Raw genomic sequence first — 17,533 nt, forward strand, 5'->3', positions numbered from 1 at the left:
GATGAGTACGGACACTCCACAGGGTCCCGACCCCGCGGCGAACGCCGAGGAGGTCGCGGACCTGCAAGCCCGAATCGACGAGTTGGAGGACGAGCTGTCGGCGGTCAAGTCCGACGTGGGCGACGACCAGAAAAAGATGACCATCATCGCCACGAAGGGCACCTTCGACATGGCGTACCCGCCGCTCATCCTCGCCAGCACCGCGGCCGCGTTCGGCTGGGACGTGGTGGTCTTCCACACGTTCTGGGGACTGGACATCCTCCACGAGGAGAAGTCCAAGAACCTCAAGATGAGCGCGGTCGGCAACCCCAGCATGCCGATGCCCAACGCGGTCGCCTCGCTCCCGTTCATGGACTCGATGGCGACCAAGATGATGGAGAAGAAGATAGACGAGCAGGGCACCGCGACCATCGAGGAACTCATCGAGATGTCGCTGGACACGGGCGTAGACTTGCAGGCGTGCCAGATGACGATGGAGTTGATGGAGTACGAGGAAGCCGAGATGTACGACGACGTGACCACCGGCGTCGGGGCGGCCACCGCGCTCGAACACATGGCCGACGCCGACATCCAGTTGCTCATCTGAGCTTGCGGCACGTCTTTTCTCCGGCGACGATGGCGGCGTAGTCTTGCACTGTATTTACACTGGCAACCAGTATTAAGGGCGCGGCGACCCGAGTCAGAGCCATGCCAGCGAACGTGACTCCGCGACGGTTGGCGGACATGCTCGATTCCCGCGAGAAATTCGTTCTCCTCGACACGCGCGGCGAGGAGAGCTACGAGTCGTGGCACGTCCGAGGAGCGAAACACTTCCCCTTCGACGCCGACGAGGAGTTGACCGACGACCGGAAGGCGGACCTCGACGCTATGCTCGACGGCCAGCGCCGGATTCTGACCATCTGCGCGAAGGGCATCACCTCCGACCACTTCGCCGACGAGTTGGCCGACGCGGGCTACGACGACGTGGCGGTCGTCACCGGCGGGATGGAAGCGTGGAGCCAAGTCTACGACGCGGTCCCCGTACCGACCGACGGTGATGCGGAAATCGTCCAAGTCCAGCGTCGCGCGAAGGGGTGTCTGGGGTACGTCGTCGCCGACCCCGCGACCGGGGAGGCCGCGGTCGTGGACCCGACGCGCCACACCTCGGAGTTCCGCGCGGTGGCCGACGACCACGACTGGGACATTACCCGAGTCTTCGATACGCACGTCCACGCCGACCACGTCTCGGGCGGCCGGGACCTCGCCGACGAGGTAGACGCGCCCTACCACCTGAGCGAGGCCGCCGACGAGCGCGACGTGGCCGACGAGTTCACGCCCTTGGCCCGGAACGAAGTAGTCGAGGTCGGCGACGTGCAACTCAAGGCGATTCGCGTGCCGGGCCACACCACCGAGATGGTCAATATTCTGGTGAACGACGAAGCCGTGCTGACCGCCGACACCCTCCACGTCGGCTCCGTCGGTCGGACGGAACTGGAGTTCGGCGACGACGAGGCCGGGAAGGGCGCGACGATGCAGTACGAGTCGCTCCACCGGACCTTGCTGGCGGAACCCGACGACGTGACCGTCCTGCCGGGCCACGTCGATGTCACCAGCGAGGGCGAGTTCGAGCGCGGCGACCCCGGCGAACCGATCTCCTCGACTATCGGCGAGGCGCGAACGCGCTACGAGTTGTTGCAACTGGACGAAGACGCGTTCGTGGACCGACTGACCTCCGGCGACCGCGAGAAACCGCCGAACTTCGAGGAGGTCATCGCCATCAACCGCGGCGCGGACGAGGCGTCGATGGAGGAGGCGACTCGGCTGGAGCTGGGTCCGAACAACTGCTCGGCCTGAGTCGGGACGAGAAGGACGCTCGCTGTTTTCGCGGGTTCGACAGTGCCCGGTACGCCCTCATAAATCTATTATCGCTATACAGAATTTCTTCGCTTCCGTTCTCCGTCGTACTCATCGAACCGCGGATAGAGCGCCCGAGACGGCGGAGAACCGCTTCGGGACGGCTATCGAACTAGCAAATCGAGTTGGTGGGCGCAGTAGACCAGTTCCGCGTCGGCGATCTGCTCGCGCCGTCGGTCGGCCCACGCCGCGACGCGCTCGGCGTCGAGGTTGCCTTCTTTTCGTACTGCTCCGGCGACCATCTCCACGATGCAATCGAGGAAGTACGCCTCGTCGGCGGGGTAGGTACCGTCTTCGGGGTGGACCACCCAGTCGGACCCCGCCGCCGCGAGGAGGTCGCCGGTCGCGCTCGCTTCCGCGAGGAGGTGGCGTCCGGCGCGGCTGTCGCCCCCGTCGTCCAGATGCCGGTGGAACGAGTCGAGCAGTCGCTCCTCGAACTCGGGGTCGGGTACCGGCTCGAAGCTCGTCGCGCCGTCGAAAGTGATGGGACAGTACGCTAGTCCGTCGGGCGCGAGGGCGCGCCGGAACGCCGCGAGCGCCTCGGCGAGGTCCACGAGGTCTACGAAGGCGTGGGCGACCACGAGGTCGAACTCGCGGTCGGTCGCCGCGAGGTAGTCGAAGGCGTCGGCGGTCCGGAATCGGACCTCGGCCCGGCGTTGCCCCCGCGAGAGGACGAACCGGCCGTCCGCGTCCGCGCCACCGGCTCGACTCGCTCGTCGGCTCGCGTCCGCGCGCCGGACTGCGAACCCGCGCGGGGCGGCCCACGCGGGCAGGCGCTCGCGCGCGGCCGCGACGTTGCTCTCCTCGATGTCGAGTGCGGTGTACTCAACTCGGTCGGGGAACCACGGCCGGTCGAGGAGCCTCGTGACCGTCGAGCCGATTCCCGCGCCGACCTCCACGACGCGCAGGGTTCCCTCGCGGTCGCGCAACTCCTCGGCGAGTCGGGCTTCGACGCGCCGGTCGAGCGCGCGGTCGTCCACGCTTCGCTTGGCCGAGAGGTACCGCTGGAAGTTCACGGCGCGACCTCCGTCTGCGGAGCGGACTGCTCGTCGGCGACCGCTTCGAGGAAGCGCCGGGCGGTCGCCATCGACTCGTCCCAGCCGGGGTGGCGCTCGAAGCGTCGGCGGGCGGCGAGGCTCATCGCTCGCAGGGTTGCGCGGTCGTCCCGGAGCGTCCGGACCGACTCGGCCACGGCGGCGGCGTCGCCCGGCACGACGAGGAAGCCCTCCTCGCCGTCCGTGACGAGTTCCGGCGCACCCCCCGCACTGGACGCGAGCGCGGGCAGTCCGAAGCCCATCCCCTCCAAGTAGACGATGCCGTAGCCCTCGAACTGTGAGGGGACCGCGAGGAGGTGGCTCGCCGCGAGGCGGTCGGCGAGCGCGCTATCCGAGAGGCGGCCCTCGAACCGGATTCGGTCGGCGACGCCGCGGTTTCGGGCCTGCTCGCGGACGCGCTCGGCGTAGTCCCGGTCGGTCGCGCTCCCCACGACCGAGAGTCGCCAGTCGCCCGCGACGCGGGCCAGTCCCTCGACGAGGACGTGGAGCCCCTTCCGCGGAATCAGATTCCCGACGAAGACGACCTCGAAGGGGTCGCGCTCGGCGCGCGCGGCGATGGCGTCGTCGGTGAGGTCGGGGTCGAAGCGGTCGCCCGCGGGTCTGGCGACGGTCGCGGGGCGTTCTCCGGCGAGTCGTTCGGCCGCCCGGCGGGTCGCCGCGCTTGCGTAGACGGCGGCGTCGGTCGATTCGAGATAGCGCCGTTCTATCGCGCGGTAGATTCGGTTCTGCCACGCGGGCCACTCCTCGCTCGCGCGGAGGTGGTGGACGACCGCGACTATCGGCGTCTCGACTGCGCGGTTGTGCCCGACCAGCGAGGGGTGACAGAGTTCGTCCTGCACGAGGAGGTCGAACTCGTCGCGGTCGCCGGGGCCGCCGCGGCCACGGTCGCCCCGGAGCGTTCGCCGGACGCGCGGGTCGAGAGCGTCGGCGAGCGCGCGCGGGTAGTCGCGCCACGGCAGGGAGACGACGCTGACGCGGTGGCCCTCCTCGCGGAGCGCGCTCGCCAACTTCCGGTCGTAGAGGAACCCGCCGGTTGTAGCGTCGAGGTCGCCGTACACGACCAGTCCGACGTGCATCGTCAGACCTCGCGGCGGTGAGACGCCCACGCGATGTCGTCCTCCCGTAGCTTCACCGTCACGGCGTCGATTTTGGGCGCGTCGAGGTCCCGCCGAAACCGCTCGCCGAAGATTCGAGCGAAGTGTTCGAGGCTCGGATTCAGTCCCTCGAACGCGGGCCGGTCGTTCAGCGTGGCGTCGCGAAACCGGGCGACCGTGGCGTCGATGCGCTCGTTCAGCGCGTCGATGTCCGCGAGGTAGCCGTGTTCGTTTAGCTCCTCGCCAGCCAACTCGACTTTCGCAGTGTAGTGGTGGGAGTGCAGGTCGCCCTCGGGTCCGGGGTCGGGGACCGTCAGGAAGTGCTGTGCCACGAACTCGCGCTGGACCGTGACGGTGTACATCTACGTAGCGCACGACGGCGACGAGTATGAAAGTCGGGGGCCGGACGGCGGGACGGGGACTCGCTCGAAGAATGCTCTGGGTGTGTTTACATATGATATACAATTCTGTAACGTTGGCAGGGATTTCTCGCCAGCATTGTTCGACAGACCGCGTGGCGCGTGCGGGCGCGGTCGTCGTGAGCGGATGCGAACGACGGCTCGTCGGACGCGGGTTGTCCGACGGTGCCGCCGGGCCGCGCCCATCCGCGCGAGGGACGAGTATCGGAGCGGAACGCAGTGGAGCGAGAAACGCAGTCGGTTGGGGAGGGTGTGGCCTGCCGTCGCGGTGCGGAGCGGTGCGGTGCGAAGCGGTGCCGTGCAGTAACTCCTTTTTATCGGCGATAGTTCGCTGTGCGGTGCTGTCCGGGGGAGTCGGTGCTGTACGGAGTAGCTGGTGCTGGACTGGACACTCCGAAAGCCGTCCGGGACGGTTCCGGTGCCGAGCAGGCCGCCCGCGGTGACTTTCCCTCCTCGTCCCGGCTGGCACACGACTCCGCGAACTCCTCGATTCCCCCCATCGAAATTCTCGATTCCCTCCACCGAACTCCTCGCTTCAGTACTCGAACACCACGCCGAGCGCGTCGCCCGGATTCTCGTCCAGCAGGTCGTACGACTCGCTCGCCTCACCGATTCCGAACTCGTGGGTCACGAACCGCTCGGGGTCCACCTCGCGCAACCAGTCCCACGCCACGTCCATCCGGCGGTCTTTCGACCACCGACCCCGGAGGTCCGGCGCGATGGTGCTGACCTGACTGCTCTCGACGCTGACCCGACTCCGGTGGAACCGCCCGCCGAGGTCCAACTCGGCCGGTTTCGTCCCGTACCACGACCCGACCACGACGCGGCCGTCGTAGCCCGTCGCGGCGATGGCCGAGTCGAGCGCGTCGGGACAGCCCGAGAGTTCGTAGGTCAGGTCCGCGCCCGCGATGTCGTCGTACGGGTCGCTGTCGGTGGTCTCGTCGTTGTCGGTGGTCTCGTCGCTGGCGGCTTCCGTGGCTTCGCTATCGGCGTCCGTGACCTCGCTGTCGGCGTTCGCCCCTCCACCCGCCAACTCGTCGCGGACGCGCTCGCCAGCGTCGCCCTCGGGGTCGAGGGCGGCGTCGGCTCCGAGTTCCCGCGACCGCTCGCGCCGGTCGGGGTAGTAGTCCAGCGTCACCAACTCCGCGAGCGGGAACCGCCCGAGGAGTGCCGTCGTCAGCAACCCGACCACGCCCTGTCCGAAGACGACCGCGCGCTCCCCGAGGCGGGGCGCGCCGTCCTGCACGAGGTTGACCGCCGTCTCGACGTTCGGCAGGAAGGTGGCCTCGGTGGCCGAGCAGTCGTCGGGCACGGCCAGTAGCTCCGCGACGGGCGCGCAGAAGTGGCTCTCGTGGGGGTTGAACCCGAACACGCGCCGGTCGAGCCACGCCGACTCGACGCCCGGCCCGACCGCCTCCACCCGGCCGACCGCGGCGTAGCCGTACTGGAGCGGGAACTCGAAGGTGCCAGCGAGCGCGTCGATGGTCGCGTCGGCGGCCATCCCGGTCGGGACCTCGCCCCGGTAGACCAGTAGCTCCGTGCCGGGGCTGACCGCCGACCGCTCGACCCGGACGCGGACCTCGCCCTCGTCGGGGTCGCGTCGCTCGCGCTCGCGCACCTCCACCGCTCGCGGCTCCGTGAAGTAGAGTGACCGTGGCATGTTCCCCCTGACGGCGCTCGGCCGCCCGACAGTCGTACGGCAGGGTGGATTATCGTTCTTTGGCCCCGCGTCGGCGTTAGGGTCGGGTAATCGGTATTACGACGCGCGGGCGGACGCGTCGTCATCGCAGATTGAACCGCGGTTCGAGTCCCGTTACCACTTTAAGTACTCGTCGCGGAGCCGCCGAAGCTCCCCGCAGAGTCGTTCAAGCAGTGGTTTCGCCACCGGATTCGCGCCGACGCCGAGGTACGCCCGCTGTGGCGAAAACGCCCCCGAGCGCATCCGGAGCGCCAGCGCCACCGCGCGGTGGTTCCCGTCGGCGACGTAGCGCGGGACACACCCCTCCCGCGTCGAGACGACCAGCGGTCCGGCTGGCATCTCATCTACGAAGTCGAGTACCTGTTGTACGTCCACGCCCGTCTCTGCGGCCAGTTCCTCGGGCTTCTCGTTGGCGATGCGGTCGGCCGCGCCGTGGACCGTGCCGTCGGGCGAGAGGTCGCGCCAGCGGAGGTTCGGTGGCCCCTCGACCAGTCTGAGGTCCGCGAACTCCGCCCGGTCGAGGGTCGTCTCGTACCACGTCACCGGCGCGTCGCGCCAGACGAACGCGGCCGCACCGGGTTTCCGGTCCAAGAGTTCGTCCAGCGCCGCCCGCTCGGACAGCGAGTCGATGGGGAACCACTCGACCTCGGGGTGGGTGCGCTCGACTCTGAGCCACTCCCGGAGGACTTCGACCTGCGAGACGCGATGCACCGACGGAGCTACGTGCCGAACACACTCAGTTGTTCTCCTCGTTCGACCGGCGGTCGCGGGTAAGCCCCGATTGTCATCGCGGCAGACGCCGAGACGCACGTTCTCGCGTCACCGGTCGAATCCGATTCTCGACAGCTGGAATTAATAGCGAATTGACGAGAGGGCGCGACGCTCTGCCAACAGACTTTTAGGTCGTTTCGAGCCATGTAACCCACTCGACGGGTGTTAGACGGTCTCTGGGTATTAAGTCGGGAAAATCCTAAGCCTCGCTCCGGTATGGTTTCACCCGACCAATTCGACGCGCTGACGTACTGGACGCTCTGGATAACCGCCGCCGCGATGGCCGTCGGCACCATCATCCTCTACATCAAAGGCCGCGGGATGGACTCCGAGGAGGGCCGCGAACACGCGGTCGTCTCCATCTTCATCCCCGCGATAGCGGCCACGATGTACCTCGCGATGGCGCTGGGCTTCGGCGTCTCCCGAATCACGCTCGTGGACGGTGCGGACCAACTCGTGTTCTGGGGCCGGTACGCCGACTGGATGATAACGACACCGTTGTTGTTGCTCGACCTCGCGCTGTTCGCGGGCGCGGACCGCGAGACAATCGGGACCCTGTTGGGACTCGACGTGTTCATGATAGCGACCGGCTTCTTCGCCGCGAGTTCGGCCCAACCCGTCAACCGCTACGTCTGGTGGGCCGTGAGTTCGGGCGCGTTCGTCGTCATCCTGTACGTCATTTTCGCCAAACTCCCGTCGTTCGCCAACAGCTACGGCACCGACCGCGCGAGCAGTTTCGGCAACCTCCGGAACCTGCTGGCGGTGCTGTGGTTCGTCTACCCTCTGCTGTGGCTGGTCGGCACCGAGGGCGCGAGCGTCGTCCCGCTGGGGGTCGAGACCGTCGGCTACGCCGTCCTCGACATCACCGCGAAGGTCGTGTTCGGCTACGCCTTGCTGAGTAGCGTCGCCAGCCTCGCTCCTCGCCGAACCGAGGCCGAGGCGGGCGCTGGCGTCACGGCGGACGACTGAACTCACCGCGGACGACTGAACTCACCGCGGACGACCGAACTGGGTGGTCACCCGACGAGTCGCGTCTCGCCGCCCGAGTCGTCTTCTGTCGAGCGAGTCGCCGATGGCCCGCCGCCCGTCGGTCGTCGGACCGCCGACCGATAGCTCGCCGCGACCGAACGGCCTTTGAACACCTATTACCAACTCCCGGAAACGAACACGGAACGGACAAGTCGAACTCCGGACCACCCCACCGACATCTATGCCCGATTCGCTCACGTACGTCGAGTTCCTGTCGGTCTTCCTCGCGGTGCCAGTCGCGGCGTTGGCGGTCGCGGTAGCCCGGAAAACCGACGACCCCCGGCGCGTCCTCGCGGGTCTCGCCGCGCTGGTCTGTATCGCGGTCGGCTACACCGCGCCGTGGGACAGTTACCTCGTCGGCCGAGGAGTCTGGACGTACGGCGAGGGCGTCGTCGCGGTCCGGTTCGCCCGCGTCCCCCTCGGCGAGTGGCTCTTCTTCGTCCTCCAGACGACCGCGACCGGCCTGTGGTATCACTTACTCTCGTCGGGCATCGACCCCGCGCTCCCCGGTCGGGACGCGCTCGGCGACTCCGACGGGCAACCCGTGCGAGTGAACGCGACGGAAGTGAACGCGACGGGAGCGACCACCGCGGCGACGCGAACTGCGAGTGCGCGGACCGCGGGTGCGACCGCGTGGCTCGCGCTCGCCGCAGTCGGCGCGCTCCTCGTCGTCGGCCCGCCCCGGACCTACTACCTCGGGATGATTCTGGCGTGGGCCGCGCCGGTCCTCGCCTTTCTCTGGGCGGTCGGCGGGCCGGTCCTCTGGCGGGAGCGCCGCCTCGTCGCCGCCGCGGTCGCGGCCCCCTCGCTGTACCTCTGGGTCGCCGACTGGTACGCCATCCGGACCGGCCTGTGGGCCATCGCGCCGGAGTACAGCACGGGACTGCTCGCGTTCGGGTTGCCGATAGAGGAGGCCGCCTTCTTCCTGCTGACGAACCTCCTCGTCGTGCAGGGACTCGTCCTGTTCGACTGGGTGGTCGCCCGCGCGACAGAGCGCGACCCCCGCTACGCCGTCGCGGGACTCGTGCCGGGCGGCGTCTCCCGGCGCGTGCCCGATTCGGTCGTGCGAGTCGCGGGGTCGCTCGCGGGCAGACTGCCCGGTGTCGCGGAGGTACGCCGCCGATGGTAGTGACCGACGACGGCGAGGCGGCCGGGTCCGAGTCTGCGAGTCCCGAGGCGATGGACTCCGAATCGGCGGATTCGCCCGTGACCGAATCCGCCTCGCCCGAGACGGAGGGAGGCGATACCGAGTTCGCCCGCGCGCTCGTGCGCGTCGCGGGCGCGCCAGCGTGGGCCGCGCTCGCGCTCGTCGCCGCGGTCTTCGGCGTCGGATTAGGGGCCGACCTCCCGGCGAGCGTGCGCTACCTCCCGTTTCTGGCCAGCCTCGTCGTCTTCGGCCTGCCCCACGGCGCGGCCGACCACCTCGCGGTCGCGCGACTGGGCGGGAACCGCCCGCTCGTCGCGGTCGGGGCGACCTACCTCGTCGGCGGCGCGCTCTATCTCGCGGTCTGGTTAGTCGCGCCCCTCCTCGGGTTCGCCTCCTTCGTCCTACTGACGTGGTACCACTGGGGACAGGGCGACTGCTACGTCCTGTTGGCGGTCGGCGACCACCTCCGGACGCGCGGTCAGCGCGCGCTGGCGATAGCGGTCCGCGGCGGGATTCCGATGGTGGTCCCGCTGGTCGCGTTCCCCGAGGTCTACCGGGCGGTCGCGGACGCGACGATTCGGCTGTTCGAGCCCGGTTTCGGACCGTCTCTCGGCATCTTTCGTCCGGAGGTTCGGCTCGCGGCCGGGGCCGGACTCGCGGCGCTCTCGCTCGCGGCGCTCTCGCTCGGAGCGATTCGCGGCGACTGGACCGCTCGCGGCTGGCGCGTGGACGCGCTCGAAACGACCCTGTTGTGGGCGTACTTTTGGGTCGTGCCGCCGATTCTCGCGGTCGGGCTGTACTTCTGTCTCTGGCACTCGGTGCGCCACGTCGTCCGGTTGCTCGCGGTCGAGGAGCGCGCGAGAACTGGCGGCGCGGCGCTCGCGCGCGGCCGACTCGGGAGGGAACTCGCCGGGTTCGCTCGCGACGCGCTCCCGAACACGGTCGGCGCGCTGGTCGTCCTCGGCGGTCTCGCGCTGGTCGCGCCTCCCGACGGGGAACTACTGTCGCTCCTCGGGTTGTATCTGGTGCTGTTGGCGGTGCTGACGCTCCCCCACACCGCCGTCGTGACGTGGATGGACTACCGCGAGGGCGTCTGGTCGGTTCGACCGGCCGCGACCCGCGACTAGCTCGCGGCCTCCTCGTCGCCGACTCCCTCGTCGTCTTTCTGGAGCAACTCGTGGATGTCCTCCTCGTCCAAGAGGTCAACCAGACTCTCGCCGGATTCCCACTGGGCTAGCTCCTCGGCGGTCAGCCAGTTCGACGGTTCGCGGCCCTTCGCGTCCATCAGTTGCGATAGCTTCTCGTCTAAGTCGTCGGGGTCGTACCCTCCCACAGGCATACGTCCACACACGGGGCGCGGTTCCTTGGCTGTTCGGGCGCGGGCGGTCTCGTCGGTACGCCGCCGAGAGCGCCTCTAGGGGCCAAAACCGGCGATTCGGCCGTTTCAAGTCGAGTTTCGGCGACACGCCGCGCGCTCCCTCGACCGTCCGGAGTCGGCCCGCGAATTCTCGCGCTGAGGAGAATTTACTATAGCGATAGGAGATTTATCAGCCCGAGGCGAAACCGACAAACGCCCGGACTCGAAAACGATAGGCGATGGACTGCGACAAATGCGGCCGCGAGTCGGTCATGCACGCGGCGTACTCGGGGTTGCACCTCTGCGAGGAGCACTTCGTCGCCTCCGTGGACAAGCGCGTCCGGCGGCGCATCCGCGAGGACGACCTCGTCCCGAGCGACGCCACGCCGGAGAACCCCCAGACGTGGGTTATCGGTCTCTCGGGCGGGAAAGACAGCGTCGTCCTGACCGACATCCTCCACCGGACCTTCGAGAAGGACCCGCGCATCGAGTTGGTCGCGCTGACGATTCACGAGGGCATCGAGGGCTACCGCGACGAGAGCGTGGACGCCTGCGAGGAGTTGACCGACGAGTTGGGCATCCGCCACGAACTGGTGACCTACGAGGACGAGTTCGACGTGCGGATGGACGACGTGGTGGAGAAAGACCCCGAGGGGATGGCCGCCTGCGCGTACTGCGGCGTGTTCCGCCGGGACCTGCTGTCGAAGTACGCCGAGAAGTTCGAGGCCGACAAACTCCTGACCGGCCACAATCTGGACGACGAGGCCGAGACCGCGCTGATGAACTTCTTGGAGGGCGACGTGTCCCAAATCGCCAAGCACTTCGACGCGAGTCTGGGTAACTTCGAAGAACGCGGCGAACAGGACGACTTCGTACCCCGCGCCAAACCGCTCCGGGACGTGCCCGAGAAGGAGGTCGCGCTCTACGCGCACGTCGAGGACCTCCCGGCTCACATCACGGAGTGTCCCCACGCCGACGAGGCCTACCGCGGCGAGATTCAGGAACTCCTCTATCAACTCGAAGAGAATCATCCGGGCACGCGCCACTCCATCATGTCCGGCTACGAGGAGTTGGCGGCACTCGCGGCCGACGAGTTCGGCGCGCGCGAGGGCGGTTCGACCGACCTCGGCGAGTGCGAGCAGTGCGGTGCCTCGACGACGCGAGATATCTGTCGGAAGTGTTCCCTGCTGGAATCTATCCACGCGGTTTGATTCCCGGCCTCCGACGCCGAAGACCGCGCAGTCGAGACACGAAATAGAACGTCGAAAAACGCGATTCAGTCCCGATTCGGCGGGCGAAACGCCGCTATCGGATTACGTCGAGACCGTTGCTCTTCTCTACCGGGTCCTGTCCGCCGTCGCTCTGGGCACCCCACGAATCCGACGACTGGCCGGTCGCTTCGTGAGACGAGCCGCCGGAGTCGCCGAGGCCGTCGAGACCCTCGACGTTCTGGCTGGCGTCGAACGACTGGGCGTCCACGTCCCGCATCTCTTGGCGGGACTTGTCGGCCTGCTTCTGGGTCGAGGGACCGAGGACCTGCGCGCTCTGGACGCCGGTCATGATGGCCATGACTCGGACCTTGCCCTTGTAGTTGTCCTGAATCCGCGCGCCCCAGATGACGTTCGCGCTGGCTTCGAGGCGTTCGGTGATGTTGCTCGCGATGGACTCGGCCTCCTTGAGCGTGAGGTCCGGGCCGCCCGTGATGTGGACCAGTCCGCCCGACGCGCCCCTGTAGTCCACGTCGAGTAGCGGGTGGTTCATCGCGTCGCGAACGACCTCCTCGGTCTTGTTCTTGTCTTGGGTCTCGCCGACGAGCATCACCGCGACGCCGCCCTGATTCATGATGGATGTCATGTCGGCGTAGTCGAGGTTGATGAGCGACGGCTGGGTGATGGTCTCGCTGATGCCCTTGACCGTCTCGGCGATGATCTGGTCCATCACCGAGAACGCCTTGCCGATGGGCAGGTTCGGGACGTAGTCGAGCAGTCGGTTGTTGTCCAACACGATGATGGAGTCCGCTTCGTTGCGGAGCTTTTCGAGGCCCTCCTCGGCTTTCACCGTGCGGGCGCGCTCGACGTTGAACGGCGTCGAGACCATCCCGACGACGATTGCGCCTTGCTCTTTGGCGATTTTCGAGACGACGGGTGCCGCGCCGGTCCCGGTCCCGCCGCCCATGCCTGCGGTGACGAACACGAGGTCGGCGTCGCCCAGCACCTCCTTGATGGTTCCCTGCGCCATCTCGGTGGCGCGCTCGCCCATCGAGGGGTCGCCGCCAGCGCCGAGACCGTTGGTCAGGCTCTTGCCGACCAGAATCTTCGTGTCGGCCTCGATCATCTTGAGGTGCTGTTTGTCGGTGTTGATGGCCACGGTGTCCGCGCCCTCGACGCCGATGTTGTACAGGCGGTTGACCGTGTTGTTCCCGGCACCGCCACAGCCGACGATGACGATTCGGGGGTCGCCGAACTCGTCGCCCTCGACCGAGGCGTCCATCTCGCGGCTCTCCTCTTCGGCGTTCTCCAACGCGTCCTGAACGATGTCCTGCATTGTCTACACCTTAGCCCACGAGCGTTTGTTGGTCGTCTGCTCGGTCTGGCCGTCTTCGTGTTCGTTCAACATGTCTCGAACCGCGGCCCGAATCGCCTCGCTCCGGTTCGGGAACTCCCCGGTCTCGACCATCTGTTCGACCTCCTCGATCTGCTGTTTCGGAATGCGAAGTGTCACACGCTCCATATTTTGTGATCCCCTGTTGTAGAGTAAGACGGCGCGCAGTTTCTTGCACGTCTTGTCTTACACCGTGTAACCGGTTAACGCGGGCGAGACGCCCGCTTTGCGGTAGAGTGTAAGACGACCGTCTTACGCGGCCATACCCACAAAGTCAAAAGTTAAATAGTTAACGGCCAGTGTAAAACGGCGTCTTACGACCGGTCGAGTACGTCGGCCGCGGGCGTTCGGCGGCCACAGCCGGGGCAAAAGCCCCAGTCCGACCGCACTTCGTCGCCACATTCGCAGAAGACGCGTCGGGACGCCTTCTCGCCGCAGTTGGGACAGTACACGTGGTCGTCCGACAGGTCCTCGCCGCACTGCCCGCAGGCGTTTTCGCGGTCGTCCGCTGGCAGGTCGGCGCGTCCGTCTGACGGTCGAGCGGCGTCGGCCGCGGTCTCATCGGACGTGGGACGAGACTCCTCTCCGTCGGACACGCCGTCGGACGGACCCGCGGACCGTTTCACGTTCGCCCGTCCGGCGTCCGCGTCTGTCCGCGCGGGCGCGTCGCCTTCGAGCGTCACGTTGACGTTCACGTCCTGTGCGCGCTCGGTGGCACGGTTGCGGGCCTCCCACGCGGCGAGTCGCTCGGCGACGAGTTCGTCCACGCGCTCGGCGAGGAGGGCGTCGAGACTGTCGTCGCGGCGGGCGTCGGGTCGGCCGGTGTCGGGCCGAGGTGCGCGCTCCTCGTGAGAGTCGCGCCGGTCGCTCGCGTCGAGGTACTCCCGAAGCGCCTCGCGCATGATCTCGCTCTTGGAGGCGTCGCGGGCCTCGATGCGCTCGACCAACTCCTCGTCCGCGCGGAAGGTTATCTTGCTCATCTGCCGGTTCGGCTCTGACTATCACAGCCATCGTATTTTAATGTTCGGCCACCCGTCTGACATAGAGAAGACAGGTATCGTGGCTGTCTCGTATTACGGCTTATTCGTCGTATTGGGTCCCGAAACGGCGTTTCGTCGGACGGGGTTCGCTCGGCCGACGGCCGCCGCTCGACCAGCGACCCCTGCGGCGTGTCGGACACGTCAACGACACCCTCGCGTTCGAGGAGATACGCGACGACGAACGCGGCGGCTTGGTCAGACCGCGCGCGCTCCTCGCCGCGGTCGGCTTTTCACTCGTCGTAGAGGTCTCGACTGCTTCGCGGTCGGCCCGGAGGTGTCGGTCGTCGACTTCGCGACGTACTCCTCGGGTTCGGTCGCGGTCGGCGTGGCTCTCAGAGAGGACTCCTCGTTCGCCGGTCGGTGTCACGGCCTCGCCGAATAATAACCCTTAAGTCCGGCAGGGCTCCTACGTGAAACTGCGTGCCCGCCCTTAGCTCAGACTGGTAGAGCAGTCGACTGTAGATCGACTTGCCCCCCGTTCAAATCGGGGAGGGCGGACTACTTCTTTCGACGCAACACGAGGGAGCGGAGCGACCGAACTGCGTCGAAAGAATAGCAATCCCCGAGCCGATTTGAGCAGACGAGTCGCAGGCCCGGAACGGGGCGGAGCCCCGCACGCCCGGAACGCCTCGGCGAGTTCAAATCGGGGAGGGCGGACTTCTTCCTCGGTCGTTTCGTAGCTGATAGTTCTTTCTTTGTTCATGGCCTTCTTAGCGGCCAGCGCGCCGTTTTCCGGGTTCGCCGAACACCCCCGAAATTCTGAGTACAACTGGAGTCCAGCCGCGGGTCCGCGCCGTCTCCCGAATTTCATAGCTGAGGTGGTCCACTGATGTCGGTGGACCTCACCGGCTATCGAAGTTACCGGTGCCATCGTCTCGACTGTCGTCACCAATGTCTCCGTCCCGCTGACTCCGAGGAAGTTCTCCGCAAATCTGTGTCAACTGTCTACGAGGGCCCGACGATTCGGAGTCAGGCGTCTTCGACCCGGAGCTATTTACCGAACCTGTCCGTAGCGTGTCGTATGGACTACCAGCAGAACGTCGGCGGCATCGACCGCATCGTCCGGGGCGTCCTCGGCATCTGGCTCGTCGCCGTCGCCATCAGCGCACTCTTCGACGAGAAGCGCGTGACCGCGGCGACTGCGGCCATCGCGGGCGCGGGACTCCTCCGGAACGCCCAAGCACAGCACTGCGGCGGCAACGCGCTGTTGGGCATCGACACGACTTCCGACGAATCGGCGAAGTGAACCGCCGCGGGCGGGTAGTCGAGCGACCCGCCCGTCGGTCAGGGATTTCGGTCCTGAACTTCGACAATCTCGGCGTTGTCCACGTACTCCTCGCCGCCGCCCTTCCGGACCTGAATCGTCTTGCCCGGCAGGTCCTCGTGGCTCTGCTCTCGGGGTCGCGGTCCGGGGACACGTCGCCCTCCGACCGCACCTCGTCGGTGGCCTCGTCGTGCGGGTACTGCTCGAAGTGGACAAGCATGGTCCGGGTTCGGGACGAGTGTGGTTAACTGGCACGGCCGGGGGATTCGATTTTTCCAGTCCGACCCGGCGTCTCACACGCCCCAAATCGCCGCGATGCCGAGCGTCGTGACAACCGTCAACAGGAGTTGCAGGGGCGCGCCGACCCGCACGTAGTCGGTGAACCGGTAGCCGCCGGGGCTGTAGACCATCAGGTTCGTCTGGTAGCCCATCGGCGTCATGAACGCCGTCGAGGCCGCGAACGTCACCCCGAGGGCAAACGCGAAGGCGCTTGCGCCGATGTCGCCCGCCGTGCTGACCGCGATGGGCAGGACCAGCGCCACGCTGGCGACCGGCGTGATGAGGTTCGCGAGGAGTCCCGTCAGCAGGTAGAACAGCGCGAGCGTCGCAATCGGCGGGAGCGCCGTCGAGAGTCCGGTCACGTACGACGCCAGCAGGGCGGCGGCCCCGGTCTGCTCCATCGCGAGTCCGAGCGGGATGACCCCCGCCAGCAGGAAGATGACCTCCCAGTTCACCGCGTCGTAGGCGTCGGCGGGCCGGACGACGTTCCCGACGACCATCGCCACGACGCCGCCGAGCGCCGCGATGGCGATGGGCAGGAGGTCGGCGGCCGCGACGGCGACCACCGAGACGACGATGCCGACCGCGAGACCGACCTCCCGGCGGTCCACGGGGTCGGGTTCGAGGTCGAACTCCCCGCCGACGCGCTCGGTGACCAGCAGGTCGCCGGTGTCTTCGAGGTGGTCGAGACCGGTCTGGGTCGCGTGGACCAGCAGGCCGTCGCCCTCGCTCAGCACCTCGTCGGCCACGTCCTCGACGACGAGTTCGCTCCCGCGCCGGACCGCCAGCACGGTCGCGTCGAAGCGCTCGCCCATCCGCGTCTCGGCGATGGCCTGCCCGAGGAGTCCCGACCCCTCGGGGACGACGACCTCCGCGAGCGTCCCCCGGCCGCTCCCGAGCGCGAGTTCGGCCTCCGTCACCTCCGCGCGGGGGAGTCGGCGCAGTCCCGTCGCGTCCACGAATCGGCGGACCGCCTCGTCGTCGGCCCGGACCGTCAGCACGTCGCCCGCCTCGACCTCGCGGTCGGTCCGGGAGGCGACCAGCGTCTCGTCGCCGCGGACGATTTGCAGAACTTTCACGCCGTTCGTGCGCGCCTCGGCTATCGTCTGGCCCACGAGCGGCGAGGCTGGCGGGACGTAGACTCTGGCGAGCCGTCCCTTCAGGCCGAACTCCTCGGTCAGGTCGTGGGGCGCGATGCGGGCGGGCAGGAGCCACTGGCCGACCGTCAGCAGGTACGCCGACCCGACGAGAAGCACTAGCACGCCGAGGGGCGTGAACTGGAACATCGAGAAGGGCGCGCCCTCGACGTTCAGGTTCGCGGCGACCGAACTCGCCACCAGATTCGTCGCGGTGCCGACCAGCGTCAGCGTCCCGCCGAGCATCGCGGCGTACGAGAGGGGCAACAGTAACTTCGACGGCGAGGTGTGGGTCCGGTCGGCGAGGTCGGTCACCATCGGGATGAACAGCGCGACGACCGGCGTGTTGTTGACGACGCCCGCCAGCGGGCCGGTGATGCCCACCGTCGCGGTCAGGAGTCGCCGGGGGTCCCCGCGAGTCAACCGCGCGACGACGGCCTCCAACTGCCCGACAGCGCCGGTCTCCTCGACGCCCGCGCTCAGGATGTACATCGCCAGAATCGTCACGGTCGCGGGACTGGCGAACCCCGAGATGGCCTCGTCGGCCGAGACGTGGGTGAACTGCTGGAAGACGACCAGCGAGACCAGCACCGCGATAGCGGTCGTGTCGGTCGGAATCGCCTCGGTGACGAACAGCGCCACCGCGGCCGCGACGATGGCGAAGACGACGAGAACGTCGGGCGTCAGCGCCGCGCCTGTCTGAATCATTACGGTGGCTATCGGAGAACAGTCACGTTAGCGTTGCGGTG

General features: G+C 67.6%; 18 protein-coding genes and 1 tRNA gene. 8 read left to right on the top strand and 11 right to left on the bottom strand.

Annotated elements, in window-relative coordinates; all coding sequences use genetic code 11:
* Nucleotide 1 precedes the first annotated feature (1 nt).
* Nucleotides 2-586 carry a DsrE/DsrF/DrsH-like family protein gene (locus EPL00_RS02185; RefSeq protein WP_135852046.1) on the top strand — a complete coding sequence of 195 codons (585 nt, stop codon included), beginning with the start codon at nt 2-4 and terminating at the stop codon, nt 584-586.
* Nucleotides 587-687: 101 nt separating this feature from the next.
* Nucleotides 688-1,833: an MBL fold metallo-hydrolase gene (locus EPL00_RS02190; protein ID WP_135852045.1), complete on the top strand. Its 1,146-nt coding sequence runs from the start codon at nt 688-690 to the stop codon at nt 1,831-1,833.
* 164 nt (nt 1,834-1,997) lie between these two features.
* On the opposite strand, the gene EPL00_RS02195 is transcribed toward EPL00_RS02190, so the two are convergent.
* The 5 genes from EPL00_RS02195 to EPL00_RS02215 form a co-directional block, all read right to left on the bottom strand.
* Nucleotides 1,998-2,909, bottom strand: coding sequence for a methyltransferase domain-containing protein (locus EPL00_RS02195; RefSeq protein ID WP_135852044.1), 912 nt, complete (start codon nt 2,907-2,909; stop codon nt 1,998-2,000).
* Complete coding sequence (locus EPL00_RS02200) at nt 2,906-4,024, bottom strand: glycosyltransferase family 4 protein (protein WP_135852043.1); 1,119 nt, start codon at nt 4,022-4,024, stop codon at nt 2,906-2,908. The genes EPL00_RS02195 and EPL00_RS02200 overlap by 4 nt, the downstream gene beginning before the upstream one ends.
* 2 nt (nt 4,025-4,026) lie before the next feature.
* Complete coding sequence (locus EPL00_RS02205) at nt 4,027-4,404, bottom strand: 6-pyruvoyl trahydropterin synthase family protein (protein ID WP_135852042.1); 378 nt, start codon at nt 4,402-4,404, stop codon at nt 4,027-4,029.
* A 592-nt stretch (nt 4,405-4,996) separates the two neighbouring features.
* Nucleotides 4,997-6,121 carry an MDR/zinc-dependent alcohol dehydrogenase-like family protein gene (locus EPL00_RS02210; RefSeq protein ID WP_135852041.1) on the bottom strand — a complete coding sequence of 375 codons (1,125 nt, stop codon included), beginning with the start codon at nt 6,119-6,121 and terminating at the stop codon, nt 4,997-4,999.
* A 153-nt stretch (nt 6,122-6,274) separates the two neighbouring features.
* A complete protein-coding gene (locus EPL00_RS02215) occupies nt 6,275-6,871 on the bottom strand; it encodes a hypothetical protein (protein WP_135852040.1) in 597 nt (198 codons plus the stop codon).
* A gap of 276 nt (nt 6,872-7,147) precedes the next feature.
* On the opposite strand from EPL00_RS02215, the gene EPL00_RS02220 reads away from it, so the two are divergent.
* The gene (locus tag EPL00_RS02220; protein WP_135852039.1) at nt 7,148-7,900 is read left to right on the top strand and encodes a bacteriorhodopsin; all 753 of its coding nucleotides are present in this window, start codon (nt 7,148-7,150) and stop codon (nt 7,898-7,900) included.
* A gap of 47 nt (nt 7,901-7,947) precedes the next feature.
* Here the strand turns inward: EPL00_RS02220 and EPL00_RS23985 are convergent, their stop codons facing one another.
* Entirely contained in the window at nt 7,948-8,073 is a 126-nt protein-coding gene (locus EPL00_RS23985; protein WP_274380981.1) for a hypothetical protein, read from the bottom strand.
* A gap of 68 nt (nt 8,074-8,141) precedes the next feature.
* On the opposite strand from EPL00_RS23985, the gene EPL00_RS02225 reads away from it, so the two are divergent.
* Both EPL00_RS02225 and EPL00_RS02230 read left to right on the top strand, forming a co-directional pair.
* On the top strand, nt 8,142-9,089 hold the full coding sequence (locus EPL00_RS02225; RefSeq protein WP_135852038.1) for a lycopene cyclase domain-containing protein: 948 nt from the start codon (nt 8,142-8,144) through the stop codon (nt 9,087-9,089).
* A complete protein-coding gene (locus EPL00_RS02230; protein ID WP_238398104.1) occupies nt 9,083-10,234 on the top strand; it encodes a Brp/Blh family beta-carotene 15,15'-dioxygenase in 1,152 nt (383 codons plus the stop codon). Before EPL00_RS02225 ends, EPL00_RS02230 begins: the two co-directional genes overlap by 7 nt.
* Here EPL00_RS02230 and EPL00_RS02235 read toward each other — a convergent pair.
* Nucleotides 10,231-10,440: a hypothetical protein gene (locus tag EPL00_RS02235; protein WP_394352075.1), complete on the bottom strand. Its 210-nt coding sequence runs from the start codon at nt 10,438-10,440 to the stop codon at nt 10,231-10,233. The two genes, EPL00_RS02230 and EPL00_RS02235, sit on opposite strands and share 4 nt — an antisense overlap.
* A 263-nt stretch (nt 10,441-10,703) precedes the next feature.
* On the opposite strand from EPL00_RS02235, the gene ncsA reads away from it, so the two are divergent.
* The gene (gene ncsA, locus EPL00_RS02240) at nt 10,704-11,675 is read left to right on the top strand and encodes a tRNA 2-thiolation protein NcsA (RefSeq protein ID WP_135852036.1); all 972 of its coding nucleotides are present in this window, start codon (nt 10,704-10,706) and stop codon (nt 11,673-11,675) included.
* 94 nt (nt 11,676-11,769) lie between these two features.
* Here the strand turns inward: ncsA and ftsZ are convergent, their stop codons facing one another.
* From ftsZ to EPL00_RS02255, 3 genes are all read right to left on the bottom strand, one after another.
* Nucleotides 11,770-13,008: a cell division protein FtsZ gene (ftsZ, locus tag EPL00_RS02245; RefSeq protein ID WP_135852035.1), complete on the bottom strand. Its 1,239-nt coding sequence runs from the start codon at nt 13,006-13,008 to the stop codon at nt 11,770-11,772.
* A 3-nt stretch (nt 13,009-13,011) separates the two neighbouring features.
* Nucleotides 13,012-13,194, bottom strand: a complete 183-nt coding sequence (locus EPL00_RS02250; protein ID WP_135852034.1) for a ribbon-helix-helix domain-containing protein — start codon at nt 13,192-13,194, stop codon at nt 13,012-13,014.
* 185 nt (nt 13,195-13,379) lie between these two features.
* Entirely contained in the window at nt 13,380-14,045 is a 666-nt protein-coding gene (locus EPL00_RS02255; RefSeq protein ID WP_135852033.1) for a double zinc ribbon domain-containing protein, read from the bottom strand.
* A gap of 484 nt (nt 14,046-14,529) precedes the next feature.
* Here EPL00_RS02255 and EPL00_RS02260 point away from each other — a divergent pair.
* Both EPL00_RS02260 and EPL00_RS02265 read left to right on the top strand, forming a co-directional pair.
* Nucleotides 14,530-14,603, top strand: a tRNA-Tyr gene (locus EPL00_RS02260).
* A 523-nt stretch (nt 14,604-15,126) separates the two neighbouring features.
* Complete coding sequence (locus EPL00_RS02265; protein WP_135852032.1) at nt 15,127-15,351, top strand: YgaP family membrane protein; 225 nt, start codon at nt 15,127-15,129, stop codon at nt 15,349-15,351.
* Between the two features lie 311 nt (nt 15,352-15,662).
* Here the strand turns inward: EPL00_RS02265 and EPL00_RS02270 are convergent, their stop codons facing one another.
* Nucleotides 15,663-17,492: an SLC13 family permease gene (locus tag EPL00_RS02270; protein ID WP_135852031.1), complete on the bottom strand. Its 1,830-nt coding sequence runs from the start codon at nt 17,490-17,492 to the stop codon at nt 15,663-15,665.
* Between the last annotated feature and the right edge of the window lie 41 nt (nt 17,493-17,533).

The sequence above is a fragment of the Halorussus salinus genome (genome assembly GCF_004765815.2).
GTDB lineage: Archaea > Halobacteriota > Halobacteria > Halobacteriales > Haladaptataceae > Halorussus > Halorussus salinus.

Bases quoted from the DNA above. Each gene is read 5' to 3' on its own strand.
- EPL00_RS02270 (WP_135852031.1), bottom strand. From the start codon at position 17,492: ATGATTCAGACAGGCGCGGCGCTGACGCCCGACGTTCTCGTCGTCTTC.
- EPL00_RS02220 (WP_135852039.1), top strand. From the start codon at position 7,148: ATGGTTTCACCCGACCAATTCGACGCGCTGACGTACTGGACGCTCTGG.
- EPL00_RS02200 (WP_135852043.1), bottom strand. From the start codon at position 4,024: ATGCACGTCGGACTGGTCGTGTACGGCGACCTCGACGCTACAACCGGC.
- EPL00_RS02225 (WP_135852038.1), top strand. From the start codon at position 8,142: ATGCCCGATTCGCTCACGTACGTCGAGTTCCTGTCGGTCTTCCTCGCG.
- EPL00_RS02230 (WP_238398104.1), top strand. From the start codon at position 9,083: ATGGTAGTGACCGACGACGGCGAGGCGGCCGGGTCCGAGTCTGCGAGT.
- EPL00_RS02190 (WP_135852045.1), top strand. From the start codon at position 688: ATGCCAGCGAACGTGACTCCGCGACGGTTGGCGGACATGCTCGATTCC.
- EPL00_RS02185 (WP_135852046.1), top strand. From the start codon at position 2: ATGAGTACGGACACTCCACAGGGTCCCGACCCCGCGGCGAACGCCGAG.
- EPL00_RS02210 (WP_135852041.1), bottom strand. From the start codon at position 6,121: ATGCCACGGTCACTCTACTTCACGGAGCCGCGAGCGGTGGAGGTGCGC.
- EPL00_RS02205 (WP_135852042.1), bottom strand. From the start codon at position 4,404: ATGTACACCGTCACGGTCCAGCGCGAGTTCGTGGCACAGCACTTCCTG.
- EPL00_RS02250 (WP_135852034.1), bottom strand. From the start codon at position 13,194: ATGGAGCGTGTGACACTTCGCATTCCGAAACAGCAGATCGAGGAGGTC.
- EPL00_RS02255 (WP_135852033.1), bottom strand. From the start codon at position 14,045: ATGAGCAAGATAACCTTCCGCGCGGACGAGGAGTTGGTCGAGCGCATC.
- ftsZ (WP_135852035.1), bottom strand. From the start codon at position 13,008: ATGCAGGACATCGTTCAGGACGCGTTGGAGAACGCCGAAGAGGAGAGC.
- ncsA (WP_135852036.1), top strand. From the start codon at position 10,704: ATGGACTGCGACAAATGCGGCCGCGAGTCGGTCATGCACGCGGCGTAC.
- EPL00_RS02265 (WP_135852032.1), top strand. From the start codon at position 15,127: ATGGACTACCAGCAGAACGTCGGCGGCATCGACCGCATCGTCCGGGGC.